Source organism: Pseudomonas sp. GM_Psu_1 (genome assembly GCF_026544185.1).
In the GTDB taxonomy this organism is placed as follows: Bacteria; Pseudomonadota; Gammaproteobacteria; order Pseudomonadales; family Pseudomonadaceae; genus Chryseomonas; species Chryseomonas oryzihabitans.
Map to the genome: position 1 here is coordinate 59,507 of NZ_JALNUX010000014.1, position 13,815 is coordinate 73,321.

Genomic DNA, 13,815 nt, shown 5'->3' on the forward strand with positions numbered 1-13,815 from the left:
GGTCTAGCGCTCCAGCCGCTGACGGGCGCGGGCGCGCAGCGCCGCATGGAGCAGGCCGGCCAGCAGGGCCACGCCCAGGGCGCTCAGGCCCAGCATCAGCAGCGGATGGCGAGCCAGTTGCCAGCGAACATAGAGCAGCGGCCCGAGGCTGCCGACGTGATAGGTCTCGTCGGCCACCAGGCTTTCCACCTGCTGGCCACGCACCGTCGCCAGGCTGCCCTGCAATGCCTGGGCATAGTCTTCCCGGGTGGTCAGGGCGCGGCTGATGTCGGCCAGGCCCTCCGGGCGGGCGGCGACCAGGGCCACCACGCTGCGACCGCTCCTGAGCGGCGATTCGAAGCCGGTGACGAAGGCCGTACCGGCACCGCCACTGGCACTCAGGGCCGCGCGACTGCGCTCCAGGCTGGCCGCGTTGTCGCTGCCGAACCACTGGCGCACCTTGAACGCCAGGTCGGATACCTCGAAGCGCTGGCCGTTGCCGGTGAAGCCGGCGGGCAACTGGGCGGCCCAGCGTTGCAACAGCGGCTGGTCGGCGCCGCTGGCGATCAGCAGTAGATCCTTGTCGGCCAGGCCGTCGACCTCGCCGGCACGGGCCACGGTGACCGCGGTGGCGGGATAGCCGGTGGAGCTGCCGAAGCGGCCGAGCACGTTGAGGTAGGTTTCGATCTCCGCCGCGCTGGGCGCATCGGGCAGGATCACCGCGGTTTCGCTCAGGTCCGCCAGGCGAGTGAAGGGAAAGCCGCTGTCCTTGAACACGCCCAGGTTGGGCAGGGCGATGAAGTGCCGATAGCCGGAGAGATCCAGGGTCGAATCCGGTTCCAGGGTGCCGCGCATGTTGTCGATGATGACGTCGCGGCATTCGCCCTGCTTGAGGTAGTCGTACATGAAGCGGAATTGCAGGCGGGCCTGCAGCGCCTCGCCCTCCAGCGGCAGCCGCACCTCGGCTTCGCGCGGCAGTTCCTCGTCCTTGATCAGCCCCAGCAGGCCCTGGTCCAGGTGTTCCTGGGACGGCAGGGCGATGGACTGCACGAAGCGGTCGTTGAAACTCACCAGCAGCGAGGAATTGGTCGCCACCGGCTGTGGGGTGTAGCGGTACCTGAGGTGCAGCGGCAGCCCCTGGTTGCGCCAGAGGAACAGATCCGGCGGCAGCCGTAGCGGCACGCTCATGGTACCCGAGTCATAGCCGGAGACCGCCAGTTGCCTGGGCGTGGCCAGTTCGCCCAGGCGTACCGGTCGGTCGCTGGGCAGCCAGTTGGGCGCATCGTAGGGCTTGCGCGGTTGCAGCGCCTGCAGGGTGTCGAAGGTCATGCTCTGGCCGGAGAGGGTCTGGTGACCCAGGGCCACGGCGCTCGCGGCGCGCTTGAGTTCGTTGGCATCGCGGCCGGAGATCACCAGCAGCTGACCCTGGGGATCGAAGGGGTTGGCCAGGATGTCGACCCGCGCCGTCGCCGGTGCCGGCAGACTCAGGCCAAGGGTCTTGGCGCGCTCTTCGCTGGTGACCAGCACCACCGCATTGCCCTTGGCCGGCAGGGCGTTCTGGCTGCTGGGAAAGCGGGCGCCGCGATAGCTGGCCAGGGCGCTGAACCAGGACGACAGGGTGCCGGCGGCCTCCAGGGTGCCGTTGTCGGCCGCACCGGCGATGACGAAGGGCAGCTCCAGCTGCCGGGCATCGCGGCGATCGAAGAACGGCTGCGGCAGGCGCGCCAGGTCCGGGGCCAGGTCCAGGCGACTGACCTGGACGTCCAGGCGGCTGCCATTGCTCACCTTGGCCCAGAGGCTGGAGTGCAGCGGGTCTTCGCACTGCATGGTGTAGTGGCCGATCAGCTGGATGCTCAGCCGGTTGAATTCGGTGATCAGCCGCGGCGGGATGTCCACCACCCGGGTCTGGGGCGTGCCGGCGCCTTCCTTGGGCAGCGGAATGCTGGCGGCGACCTCGTCGTTGACCAGCACATTGAGCTGGGACAACTCCGGCAGCAGCGCCGGGGAATAGGTGTAGTTCAGCGTCACCTTGGCGGCGCTGACGATCTCGTCGGCGCGAATGTCGAAGCCGACTCCGTCCCGGCTGTCGATGCCGCGCAGATTGAAGGGATAGACCGCGCCGAGCTGCTTGAAGCTGTTGTCGTAGCCGCTGCCGGCCACCGCCACCGGCGGCGCATTCTGGGCCAGGGCGAAGGCGGGCGCGGCACCCAGGGTGGCGAGCAGCAGGGGGGCGAGACGTAGCGACACGGTCATGGGCGGTCCAGGGAGGCGGAGGAGGAGGGCGCCGTGCGCCGGGAAGGTCGGCTCAGGCGCCAGACGTTGCGATTGAGATCGGCGATGCCGCGCAGGCCGATCTGACTGACCTCGCGCAGCGAGCCCAGCAGGGAATCCGGACGGTGATTGCCCCAGGCCTCGGCCCAGAGATCGGCGCGGGAAAAGGTCATGCGCACCAGCTCGCGCTGTTCGGTCACGCTGAGTTCGGCGAAGCGGGTGCCCACGGCGCCGGCGCGGCTGAAGGCCACGGTGGCCGGGAAGCGACGGCTGCGACCGTTGCGGCTGAGTTCGACCTCTACCGCGCTGCCCTCGGGCAGATGCAGGCCCGCGGGCAACTTCAGGCCGATGCCGCTCTGGGAAAAGTCCAGGGTGCTGCATTCCAGGCGGCTGCCATCGGCGAGCACGAGTCCGGCCGGCAGCGTGGCGGCCACCCGGGGTTCGGCGCGCACCTGGCGCGTCTCGCTGGCCACGGCCACCGCGGCACTGGCGATCACCAGGTTGTAGAGGGTCCAGACCAGGTTGATGGCGACCGTGGTCACCGCCTCGGGATCGCCTAGGAACAGCCGACCGATACCCACGCCCAGGCCGAGCAGATTGAGCGCCAGCAGCACGATGTAGGGACGCGCCAGCTCCCAGTCGAAGTAGTCGCTGGCGATGATGCCGCCCTTGTCGGTGACGTTGAACTTGCCCAGCCGCGGGTTGATCAGCGCCAGCAGCGTGGGCCTGAGGATGTACCAGGCCAGTACCGTCTCGTAGACCTCGTTCCAGAAGGAGTGGCGGAATTCGCCCTGGATGCGCGAGTTGGTGAGGTTCGAGTGCAGCACATGGGGCAGCACATAGCAGGTGATCAGCAGTGCCGAGGCATGGAAGATCTGCGCGCTGAACAGCAGATAGGCCAGCGGCGCGGTGAGGAACACCAGCCGCGGCAGGCCATAGAAGAAGTGCAGCATGGCGTTGAGGTAGCAGAGCCGCTGACCGAGGGCGAGGCCCTTGCCCAGCAGCGGATTGTCCATGCGGAAGATCTGCGCCATGCCTCGGGCCCAGCGGATGCGCTGGGCGATATGACGCGACAGGCTCTCGGTGGCCAGGCCGGCGGCCTGGGGAATGCCCAGGTAGGCGGTGTTGTAGCCGAGCCGGTTGAGCTTGAGCGCGGTGTGGGCGTCCTCGGTCACCGTCTCGGTGGCCACGCCGCCGACCTCTTCCAGCATGGTGCGCCGGATCACCGCGCAGGAGCCGCAGAAGAAGGTGGCGTTCCACAGGTCGTTGCCATCCTGCACCAGGCCGTAGAACAGCTCGCCCTCGTTGGGCACGGTGCGAAAGGTCTTGAGGTTCTTCTCGAAGGGATCCGGGGAAAAGAAGAAGTGAGGGGTCTGCAGCATGGCCAGCTGCGGGTCCTTGAGGAACCAGCCCAGGCAGACCTGCAGGAAGGAGCGGGTCGGCACGTGGTCGGCATCGAAGATGGCGATGTACTCGCCGTCGGTCACCTTGAGCGCCGCATTGAGATTGCCGGCCTTGGCGTGCTCGTTGTTCTCGCGCACCAGGTAGGAGACGCCGGCGGTCGCGCAGAAGTGGCGGAAGTCCTCGCGACGACCGTCATCGAGTACGTGCACACGCAGCTTGTCGCGTGGCCAGTCGATGGCCTGGGCCGCCAGGATCGACAGCTTCACGATGCTCAGGGCTTCGTTGTAGGTGGGGATGAAGACGTCCACGGTGGGCCAGGCGGCCGGGTCGGCGGGCAGCGGGACCGGCGTGCGGCGTAGCGGCCAGATGGTCTGCAGGTAGCCGAACACCAGCACCGCCAGGGCATAGAGTTCGGCGGCCACCAGCCCGTAGCCGAGCACCATTTCCAGCGGCGTCTCGAAGCCCAGGGTGCTGGTCAGGCGCCAGTAGAGATAGCGCAGCGACGCCAGCAGCGACAGCAGGACCAGTGCGATCACCGGCAGCCGTCCGGGCAGCCGACGCAGCATCAGGGCCGCGCCGAAGCAGCCGACGGCGAACGCCGCCTGTTCTTCCAGCGCCAGGGGCACGCTCACCAGCAGGGCGCCCAGCAACGCGGCGGCCGTCCAGGCGAACAGCTGCAGCCACAGCGGCGCCGCGGGCGGCACCGGCGGGGCGTCGGCAGCGCGCGCCGCGCGGCGCTGGCGAACCTGTTCCAGGCGGTCGAGAAAGCTCATGGCTAGGCGCGCGCGGCGTGCTGCACGGGCGAGCGAAGATCGCCGAGCAAGGCCTCGCCCAGCTCGGCCAGGCCACGCGCCCAGGCGTCCTGGACGCTGGCCAGACCCTGGCCCAGGGCTAGGGCCTGCTCCAGATCGGGGCTTTCCGGCAGTACGCCCAGCAGGCGTTCGCCCCAGGATTGCGCCACGATGGCGGCGATGTCCTGGCTCAGGGGGCGGGCGGGATCGACCCGGTTGAGCAGGTGCAGCGGAGTGACCTGGCCGCTGCAGCGCTGCCACTGGCGTTCGAGGCGCGGCAGACTGGCGTAACCGGTCGCATCCGCGGTTGTCACCCCCAGAATCCGGGTGGCCAGGGCCAGGGCCTGACGACTCAGGGGCGTCGAGCCCGTGGGGCAGTCGAGGATCACCAGGGTATCGGCCGGGACGTCCAGCGCCTGCAGGCGGCGGGTCAGCCACTGGGTGTCGGTGGCCAGGGCCTGCTCCAGAGCCTGCAGATCCAGCTCGTCGGGGGCGCCAAAGGGCACCAGGCGCAGGCGCTCGTCTACCGCCAGGCAGACGGAAAGCGGCGCCCTGACCGAGCCGGTGGTGGACGACGCTTCCTGCAGTAACAGCGAAGACAGCACGTTCTGACTGTCCAGCTCCACCAGCAGCACCGGCTGGCCGCTGCGGCTCAACGCCTGGGCCAGGCCCGCGGCGATGACCGTCTTGCCGGTGCCGCCCCGGGCCGACATCAGTGCCAGCACCGGACCGGCCAACCGCGGCAGCGTGCGACTCAGCGCCTGGTCCAGGGCGGCGACCGCCTGGTTGGCCTGGCGGCTGCTGTGCAGCTGCGCCAGCTGCCGCGACAGCGGGGGCAGGGCGTCCGGTTCAGCCTGAGCGGCCGCCTCGGCCACCGCGACGACCGCTTCGACCTGGGCGCTCGGCGCAGGCTGCGGCTGAGCTGCGGCTGGCAAGAGGGCTTCGTGGGGCACCGGCTCGGGGGCTTCGAACTCATGGTAGCGCTGGGGATCACCGCCGAAGGAGCGGAACAGATTGGCAATATCCAGCGAACGGACCATGGCGACTTCCGAAAAGGTGAAGGGTCTGCGTGAATGCTTGACGTCAAAATTATGGCTAAAGGCCATCAGGTGTCATTTTTTGTGGATACTGTCACGCGGAGTTCGTGACGCACCAATTGAAAATGCGTATGCGGGCATCGAAGCGGAGCGAACGGATCGTCTCGCTTTTCAGCGCCGGCTCGCTTCAATGTTTAGATCACCTCGGGCACCCGTCAACGTCACGCCTGGCGCCGTGCGGACGAAAGGCATGACGCGGGGACGGGGCGGTCGCGGTGGCGACGAACGCGGGGACGAGCGGTCGTTTCGGCGGCGCTGGGCAGGGTGCGCCGGCAAGAAAAAAGGCCCGCAGGTGCGGGCCTTTTGCTTATTCCTCGTTGCGCGAGCGGTAGGGCTGCGGCCGCGAGAGTTGCGGTCGGCCTTCCTGCTCTTCGAAGAAGTAGCGCAGATAGAGGTTGCCGTTGACGTCGCGCTCGTCCTGGGCGTTGTCCAGGCCCAGGCGACCGCCCAGGGCGAATTGCCCGCTGAGGCGGTATTCGCCATTGGCGGAAAGGCTATATGCCACGCCGGTCTTGCTCTTGCTGCCGTACTGGCCTTCGCCGGCGGCTTCCGCGGCGGCCTGCAGGGCGGCGTCGTCCGGATAGCGATCCGCGGCGTCCTGGCGAATGGTCTGCACGCCCAGCATGCCCTGCACCTGGTAGGCCCAGAGATCGCCGCGCTGCGCCCACACCAGGGGCACGCCGATGGCGAAGTAGCGCTGCGGGCTGAAGTAGCCGCCATGGCCGTAGGTCAGGTGGTTCTGGTTGTTGTCGTAGCCGATCGCGGTGGCGGAGAGGCCCACGGTGAACAGGCTGTCCGGGCCATTGCGCAGGTAGTAGTAGACACCGGTGCCGATCTCGAAGCGGTCGTTGTCCTTGACGTCGTGGCCGGTCAGGCGATGGGCCGCGCCATAGATGTAGGAGCCGTAACGGCCGTCGTCGTATCTCAGTCTCGCCAGGCCGCCGTTGGCGGTGACGCCGCCCCACTCCTGGCCGGTGCGCGGATCGCGGATGCCGCCATAGGACGCCAGGGAATCGGTCACCGAACGGCGCGATACGCTCAGGGCATAGAGCAGGTTCTCGCTGAGGCTGCTCAGCGGGCGCTCCAGGGTCGCGCCGCCAACCACGGTGCTGTATCTCAGGCCCACCGGCGAGACGCCGATGTCGCCCTTGAGCCCGCGGCCCGCGTCTTCCACGGCGATGGACGCCGCCACGCCGTTTTCCTTCTGGCTGCCGTCGCTGCTGCTGTCGTTGATGCGCGTCGGGGTGACGCGCACGGCCAGGCGCTGGTCGCCGGCGGGGAAGGAGATCTCCAGCGGCGCGCTGACGGTGGTCTGGCGCGAACTGCCACTGGGGTCGTAGCTGCGTACGCTGAGGCCCTGGGTGATGCGGATGCTGCGCTCGCGCTGCAGCTGGCCGAGGATCTGCTCGGTGGCCAGGCTGCTCGACAGGCTGCTGGTGGGCACCACGGACAGGTCGCTGAAGGGGTTGTTGGCAGCCTTCTGCGCCTGCAGCGGATCGCTCCAGGCGTAGTCGGCGCTGCCGGCGTTGCCACCCGCGGCGGCCGGAACGGCGGCCAGGGCGTCATCGCTGCGGGTCTGGCCGGGCAGGGCGGCGAAGGGGTTGTCGCTGGCGCCGGCGGCGCGGGCCGCGGATTCGCGATCCTTGCGCTCCACCTGGACCACCTGCTCCAGCAGGCCGGTGGCGGTACCGGCCATGCCGATGTCGCGGTAGAGCAGGGCGGCGCGGCGCAGCACCAGGGGATCGCTCTGGCCCAGCTTGACCGCCTGGTCCAGGTACTGGCGGGCGGTGACGCTGTCCTGGGACTTGGCGGCGATCTCGGCGGCGCCCAAATAGAGCTCGGCGTCCTTCGGCTGGTCGCTGAGCACGTCGCGATAGAGCTGGCGCGCCTTCTGGGTGTCGCCGCTGGCCAGGTACATGCGCGCCAGGGCGGCCTGGGCGGCCTTGTCGTCGGGACGGGCCTTGAGCGCCGGGGCCAGGGTGTCGTAGGCGGCGGCCAGCTTGCCCTGGTCGGTGAGGCGGTCGGCCTGACGGATGCGATAGCGGGCGAGGAGGTCGTCGTACTGCTGCTTCTCGCCGCTGTCGAGCACCACGCCCTGCAGGTCGCGCAGGACGTTGCCCACGGTCTGGTCCTGGTTCAGCTGCAGCTGGATGCTGGCGTAGTGCAGCTGCATGGCGGGCGCCGGGCGGGTATCGCCGGTGATCATCGGCTTGAGCAGGGCCAGGCCGTGCTCGGGATCGCCGGCGATGGCGAAGGCCTCGGCCAGGTCGCCGATCAGATCCGGATTGCGACCGGCGCGGGCTTCCAGGCGCTGCATCAGGCTGCGCGCTTCCTCGCGGCGACCCTGCTTGGCCAGGGCCACGGTCTCGGCCAGTTGTTCGTTGAAGGTGATGCGCGCGGCCAGGGCGTTCATGTCCGGCGAACGCTGCGCCTGGGGAATACGCATCAGGGTCTGCATGGCGCGCGGGTATTCGCCCAGCTCGTTGGACAGCAGGGCGCTGGCATAGAGCACCTCGGGACGCTGGGCGCCATCCTTGACCAGACTGTCCACCAGGTCGCGGGCGGCGCGCGGCCGGCCCTGGCGGACCTCCAGGCGAGCCTGGGCCAGGCGCAGCCAGGGATCCTCCGGGGACTCCTGGCGCGCCTGTTCCAGCAGGCGCGAGGCACCCTGCAGATCGCCCCGCGCCTCGGCGGCTTCGGCTTCCTGCATGGCCTGGCCGGCGCGCAGGCGATCCAGGCCCTTGACCTGATTCTTGGCGCTCGGCTGCAGATTCTTGGTGAGTTGCAGGGCTTCCTCGGTGCGGCCCAGCTCGTTGAGCGCGGCGATGCGTCCGTAGTAGGCGTCGACGTTGGCCGGCTCGCGCATCAGCACCTGGCGGTAGGTGGCCTCGGCCAGTTCCCATTGGCGCTTCTGGCTCTGGATACCGGCCAGGAACAGCTGCGCCTCGACCGCTTCGGGCTTCAGGCGGATGGCTTCCACGCTGAGATCCCGCGCCTGGTCCAGCTCGCGCTTGTTCTCGGCGGCATGGGCGCGTTCCAGCAGGTGGTGGTAGCGCGCCTCGTCCAGCGCCGGCTGCCAGGTCTTGCCGCCTTTCTGCACGGCCTGGGTCAGCAACTGCTCGGCATCGGTCCAGCGCTGCTGCGCCAGGCGGGCACTGCCCAGCTTGCCCAGGGCGTCCGGATCCTGGGGCGTCTTCTTCAGCTGGGCTTCCAGGGCCTGGACGGCGGCCGCGCTCGGCGCGGCGTCGGCAGCGGCGGCCCAGGTCGCGTCGGCATGAATCAGCAGGGCGAGCAGACCAAGGGACAAGGTGAGGTGCTTGGGCATGGTTCTTTCCGTGAAGACTGGTAGGCGTCGCTGCAGCACCTGGCGCAGAGCTGGGGACGATTTCGGCTATAAGTGAATAGCTGAACGCAAGCTGAACGGCAAATACAGCCGCGGATGATTCCCGACAGGTCGTGGCGAGTCAACCAAATCGAGCAGGCGAATGCCATCGCCAGGCCCCTCGGCGCTGGCCGCGCAGGGCCCGGCGACGCTATACTCTGCGGCTTTCCCACCGTCTTTCGCAGGCCGCCGACCATGACCGAGTCCGTCTCCGCCTACATGACCCGTCTTGGCCAGGCTGCCCGTGCCGCGTCGCGGGTCCTCGCGCGTACGTCCACTGGCCAGAAGAACCTGGCGCTGACCGCCATTGCCGACGCCTTGGGCGCCGATCGTGAAGGGTTGATCGCGGCCAACGCCGAGGATGTCGCGGCCGCCACGGCTGCGGGGCTCGAATCGGCGTTGCTGGATCGACTGACGCTGACGCCGGCGCGTATCGACGCGATGATCAACGGCCTCAAGCAGGTCGCCGCCTTGCCCGATCCGGTGGGTGCCGTTCGAGACCTGAGTGCCCGGCCGTCCGGGATCCAGATCGGCAAGATGCGCGTGCCGCTCGGGGTCATCGGCATCATCTATGAATCCCGGCCCAACGTGACGATCGACGCGGCCAGTCTCTGCCTGAAGTCGGGCAATGCCACCATTCTGCGCGGTGGTTCAGAAGCCATTCGCTCCAATCGCGCCATCGCCGCCTGCATTCAGCAAGGCTTGGCCAAGGTCGGCTTGCCCGCCGCTGCGGTCCAGGTGGTGGAAACCACCGACCGGGCTGCCGTCGGCGCCCTGATTACCATGCCCGAGTTCGTCGACGTCATCGTGCCGCGCGGTGGCAAGAATCTGATCGAACGTATCAGCAGCGATGCCCGCGTCCCGGTGATCAAGCACCTCGACGGTATCTGCCATGTCTATGTCGACGCGGCTGCGGATCTCGCCAAGGCTGAGTCCATCGCCTTCAACGCCAAGTGCTACCGCTATGGCATCTGTGGTGCCATGGAAACGCTGCTGGTCGATGCCCAGGTGGCCGAGGCCTTCCTGCCGGCTATGGCGCGCCGCTTCGAGGAAAAGGGCGTGGAACTTAGGGGCTGCGAGCGTACGCGCGATCTGATCCAGGCCGTGCCCGCCACCGAGGCCGACTGGTCTACCGAGTATCTCGCGCCCATTCTGTCGATTCGCATCGTCGAGGGTCTGGACCAGGCCATCGAGCACATCAACCACTACGGTTCCCATCACACCGATGCGATCGTGACGGAGAGCCTCGGTCGCTCGCGCCGCTTCCTGGCCGAAGTGGATTCCAGTTCGGTCATGGTCAACGCCCCGACCTGCTTCGCCGACGGCTTCGAATACGGTCTGGGCGCCGAAATCGGCATCTCCACCGACAAGCTGCACGCCCGCGGGCCGGTGGGCCTGGAAGGACTGACCAGCGAGAAATACGTGGTCTTCGGCGACGGTCACGTCCGCAGCTGATGAGCAGCCTGCCCACCCGCATCGGCTTGTTCGGCGGTACCTTCGATCCCGTGCACATCGGTCACCTGCGCGCGGCGCTCGAGGTGGCCGAGGCCCTGGCGCTGGACGAACTGCGGCTGATCCCCAGCGCCCGGCCGCCCCATCGCGAGGCGCCCAGCGTCTCCGCCGAGGATCGCCTGGCGATGGTGCGCCTGGCGGTGGCCGACGTCGCGACCCTGGTGGTCGATGACCGGGAACTGCGCCGGACGCGCCACTCCTATACCATAGAGACCCTGGAAAGCCTGCGCGCCGAACTCGGCGATGAGGTGCAGCTGTTGCTCATGCTGGGCTGGGACGCCTTCTGCGGCCTGCCGAGTTGGCACCGCTGGCGCGAGTTGCTGGAGCTGTGCCACATCCTGGTCCTGCAACGACCCGACGCCGACAGCGAGCCCTGCCAGGAATTGCGCGATTTCCTGGCGGCGCGCAGTCAGCCCGATCCCCAGGCCCTCAAGGGGCCGGGCGGGCAGATCACCTTTATCTGGCAGAACCCGCTCGCGGTGTCCGCCACCCAGATCCGCGGCCTCTTGGCCACCGGGAAGTCCATCCGCTTCCTGGTGCCCGATGCCGTGCTTGACTACATCCGGACGCACGGCCTCTATCCGGCGTCCTCCGAACCGAGGTAAGAGCTACACCATGCAAAGCGAACAACTCGTCCAGGTGGCCATCGCCGCCCTGGAAGACATGAAGGCCCAGGACATCATCTCCCTGGACGTGCGGGAAAAGACCAGCGTGACCGACATCATGGTCATCGCCAGCGGCACCTCCAGCCGCCACGTCAAGTCGCTGGCCGACAACGTGCTGGAAAAGGTCAAGCAGCAGGGCGTGCGCCCGCTGGGCAGCGAAGGCCTGGAAGGCGGCGAATGGGCGCTGCTCGACCTGGGCGACGTGGTCGTCCACGTGATGCTGCCGACCACCCGCGAGTTCTATGACCTCGAGCGCCTCTGGCGCGGTGCCGAGCAGAGCCGCGCCGCCCACGGCGAATAAGCCCGGTGCGCCTGCGTCTCATCGCCGTCGGCTCGCGCATGCCGCGCTGGGTCGAAGAGGGCTGGCACGAGTACGTCAAGCGTCTGCCGCCGGAACTGCCGCTGGAACTCGTCGAGATCCCGCTGCAGACCCGTGGCAAGAACGCCGACGTCGCCCGGCTGATCCGCCAGGAGGGTGAGGCCATGCTGGCCAAGGTGCAGCCGGGCGAGCGCGTGGTGACCCTGGAGGTCACCGGCAAGCCCTGGAGCACCGAGCAACTGGCTGAAACACTCCAGCAGTGGCGCCTGGAAGCCCGGACCGTCAACCTCATGGTCGGCGGTCCCGAGGGTCTCGCTCCCGAGGTGCAGGCGCGCAGCGAACAGCGCTGGTCGCTCTCGCCGCTGACCCTGCCGCATCCGCTGGTGCGCATCCTCGTCGGTGAGCAGCTCTATCGCGCCTGGACCGTACTGGCCGGCCATCCGTATCACAAGTAGTCCGTACCTGCGATGTCGCAACCCATACGCCTCAAGGACCACGAGAAAGACGCCCAGCTCGTCCGCGCCCGCGTGACCGTCGGGGCGGTGCTCTTTCTCGTGCTCGCCTGCGTACTGGTGGCGCGCATGTACTACCTGCAGGTCATCCAGCACGACTACCACTCGACCCTGTCGGAAAACAACCGGGTCCATGTCCAGCCGATCCCGCCCACCCGCGGCCTGATCTACGACCGCAACGGCATCATCGTCGCCGACAACCGCCCCAGCTTCAGCCTGACCATCACCCGGGAGCGGGCCGACAACTGGCGGCAGACCCTTGATACCCTGGTGCAGGTGCTGGGGCTGACCGAGGAAGACCGCGAACTCTTCGAGAAGCGCATGAAGCAGGGGCGGCGGCCGTTCGAGCCGGTGCCGGTGCTGTTCGAGCTGACCGAGGAGCAGATCGCCAAGATCGCCGTCAACCAGTTCCGCCTGCCCGGGGTCGAGGTGACGGCGCAGCTGGTGCGGCACTATCCCATGGGCGAGCACTTCGCCCATTCGGTGGGCTATGTCGGGCGGATCAACGAACAGGAGCTCAAGCGCCTGGATCCGGTCAACTACAGCGGCACCCACCACATCGGCAAGACCGGCGTGGAGCGCTTCTACGAGCCCGAACTGCACGGCGAGGTGGGCTACGAAGAGGTGGAGACCAACGCCCGTGGCCGGGTCCTGCGGGTGCTCAATCGCACCGACCCCAAGCCGGGCAAGGACATCGTCCTGACCATCGACTCGCGGCTGCAGGCCGCCGCCGAAGCCGCCCTGGGCGGACGTCGCGGGGCCATCGTCGCCATCCAGCCCAAGACCGGCGAGGTGCTGGCCATGGTCAGCCAGCCGAGCTACGACCCCAATCCCTTCGTCACCGGGATCAGCTTCAAGGAATATTCCGAGCTGCGCGACTCCATCGATCGCCCGCTCTACAACCGGGTGCTGCGCGGCCTCTATCCGCCCGGTTCGACCATCAAGCCGGCGGTGGCCATCGCCGGTCTCGACACCGGCGCCACCACGCCCCAGGCCAGGGTCTTCGACCCGGGCTACTACGAGCTGCCCAACTACGATCACAAGTACCGCAACTGGAACCACGGCGGCGACGGCTACGTGGACATGGATACGGCGCTGATGAGGTCCAACGACACCTACTTCTACGACCTCGCCCACAAGATCGGCATCGATCGCCTCTCCGAGTACATGGGCAAGTTCGGCCTCGGCCAGAAGGTCGCCCTGGACATGTTCGAGGAAGCGCCGGGGCTGATGCCGTCGCGCCAGTGGAAGCGCGCGACCCGCCGCCAGGCCTGGTTCCCCGGCGAGACGCTGATCCTCGGGATCGGCCAGGGCTACATGCAGGTGACTCCGCTGCAACTGGCTCAGGTCACCTCGCTGATCGCCAGCCATGGCCAGTGGATCCGGCCGCACCTGGCCAAGACCCTCGACGGCCAGCCGCCGGCGGACCCCAACCCCATGCCCGACATCGACCTCAAGGATCCGAGCTACTGGGACAGGGCCATCCACGGCATGGAAATGGTGGTACAGAATCCGCGCGGCACCGCCCACAAGCTCAACGTCGGTGCCCAGTACCGCATCGCCGGCAAGAGCGGTACCGCCCAGGTGGTCGCCATTCGCCAGAACGAGAAGTACAACTCGGCGGCGCTCAAGGAACGCCACCGCGACCACGCCCTGTTCGTCGCCTTCGCCCCGGTGGACAATCCGCAGATCGCCGTGGCGGTGATGGTCGAGAACGGTGAGTCGGGTGGCGCCGTGGCCGGCCCGGTCGCGCGTCAGGTGCTCGACGCCTGGCTGCTCGATGACCAGGGCCATCTCAAGGCCGAGTACGCCAAGCCGACTACCGCCGGGGCGACCGCCGCCGCGACCAAGGTGCAGCCATGAGTCTTGCTCCCAACTTCGAT

The 13,815-nt window shown here is 68.2% G+C and carries 9 protein-coding genes; 5 read left to right on the forward strand and 4 right to left on the reverse strand.

Annotation, left to right across the window (positions count from 1 at the left end; genetic code table 11):
- Window positions 1–3 precede the first annotated feature (3 nt).
- From bcsB to OXS31_RS19945, 4 genes are all read right to left on the reverse strand, one after another.
- Window positions 4–2,232, reverse strand: coding sequence for a cellulose biosynthesis cyclic di-GMP-binding regulatory protein BcsB (gene bcsB / locus OXS31_RS19930; protein WP_267401489.1), 2,229 nt, complete (start codon window positions 2,230–2,232; stop codon window positions 4–6).
- Window positions 2,229–4,427 (reverse strand): UDP-forming cellulose synthase catalytic subunit, encoded by a 2,199-nt coding sequence (gene bcsA, locus OXS31_RS19935; protein WP_267401490.1) that lies wholly within the window; start codon window positions 4,425–4,427, stop codon window positions 2,229–2,231. The genes bcsB and bcsA overlap by 4 nt, the downstream gene beginning before the upstream one ends.
- A gap of 2 nt (window positions 4,428–4,429) precedes the next feature.
- Window positions 4,430–5,485 carry a cellulose synthase operon protein YhjQ/BcsQ gene (locus OXS31_RS19940; RefSeq protein ID WP_158541741.1) on the reverse strand — a complete coding sequence of 352 codons (1,056 nt, stop codon included), beginning with the start codon at window positions 5,483–5,485 and terminating at the stop codon, window positions 4,430–4,432.
- 364 nt (window positions 5,486–5,849) lie between these two features.
- The gene (locus tag OXS31_RS19945; RefSeq protein WP_044342769.1) at window positions 5,850–8,867 is read right to left on the reverse strand and encodes a cellulose biosynthesis protein BcsC; all 3,018 of its coding nucleotides are present in this window, start codon (window positions 8,865–8,867) and stop codon (window positions 5,850–5,852) included.
- Between the two features lie 252 nt (window positions 8,868–9,119).
- Between OXS31_RS19945 and OXS31_RS19950 the strand changes: the two genes are divergently transcribed.
- From OXS31_RS19950 to mrdA, 5 genes are read left to right on the forward strand one after another with little or no spacing between them, the layout of a single operon-like run.
- Window positions 9,120–10,379 (forward strand): glutamate-5-semialdehyde dehydrogenase, encoded by a 1,260-nt coding sequence (locus tag OXS31_RS19950; protein ID WP_027597203.1) that lies wholly within the window; start codon window positions 9,120–9,122, stop codon window positions 10,377–10,379.
- Window positions 10,379–11,041 carry a nicotinate-nucleotide adenylyltransferase gene (nadD, locus tag OXS31_RS19955; protein WP_027597202.1) on the forward strand — a complete coding sequence of 221 codons (663 nt, stop codon included), beginning with the start codon at window positions 10,379–10,381 and terminating at the stop codon, window positions 11,039–11,041. The genes OXS31_RS19950 and nadD overlap by 1 nt, the downstream gene beginning before the upstream one ends.
- Before the next feature lie 10 nt (window positions 11,042–11,051).
- Complete coding sequence (gene rsfS, locus OXS31_RS19960; RefSeq protein ID WP_007159669.1) at window positions 11,052–11,402, forward strand: ribosome silencing factor; 351 nt, start codon at window positions 11,052–11,054, stop codon at window positions 11,400–11,402.
- A 5-nt stretch (window positions 11,403–11,407) separates the two neighbouring features.
- The gene (gene rlmH, locus OXS31_RS19965) at window positions 11,408–11,875 is read left to right on the forward strand and encodes a 23S rRNA (pseudouridine(1915)-N(3))-methyltransferase RlmH (protein WP_007159668.1); all 468 of its coding nucleotides are present in this window, start codon (window positions 11,408–11,410) and stop codon (window positions 11,873–11,875) included.
- A gap of 12 nt (window positions 11,876–11,887) precedes the next feature.
- Entirely contained in the window at window positions 11,888–13,795 is a 1,908-nt protein-coding gene (mrdA, locus tag OXS31_RS19970; protein WP_027602475.1) for a penicillin-binding protein 2, read from the forward strand.
- Window positions 13,796–13,815 lie beyond the last annotated feature (20 nt).

Coding starts and splice junctions, on each gene's coding strand:
- bcsB (WP_267401489.1), bottom strand. CDS start 2,232: ATGACCGTGTCGCTACGTCTCGCCCCCCTGCTGCTCGCCACCCTGGGT.
- bcsA (WP_267401490.1), bottom strand. CDS start 4,427: ATGAGCTTTCTCGACCGCCTGGAACAGGTTCGCCAGCGCCGCGCGGCG.
- OXS31_RS19940 (WP_158541741.1), bottom strand. CDS start 5,485: ATGGTCCGTTCGCTGGATATTGCCAATCTGTTCCGCTCCTTCGGCGGT.
- OXS31_RS19945 (WP_044342769.1), bottom strand. CDS start 8,867: ATGCCCAAGCACCTCACCTTGTCCCTTGGTCTGCTCGCCCTGCTGATT.
- OXS31_RS19950 (WP_027597203.1), top strand. CDS start 9,120: ATGACCGAGTCCGTCTCCGCCTACATGACCCGTCTTGGCCAGGCTGCC.
- nadD (WP_027597202.1), top strand. CDS start 10,379: ATGAGCAGCCTGCCCACCCGCATCGGCTTGTTCGGCGGTACCTTCGAT.
- rsfS (WP_007159669.1), top strand. CDS start 11,052: ATGCAAAGCGAACAACTCGTCCAGGTGGCCATCGCCGCCCTGGAAGAC.
- mrdA (WP_027602475.1), top strand. CDS start 11,888: ATGTCGCAACCCATACGCCTCAAGGACCACGAGAAAGACGCCCAGCTC.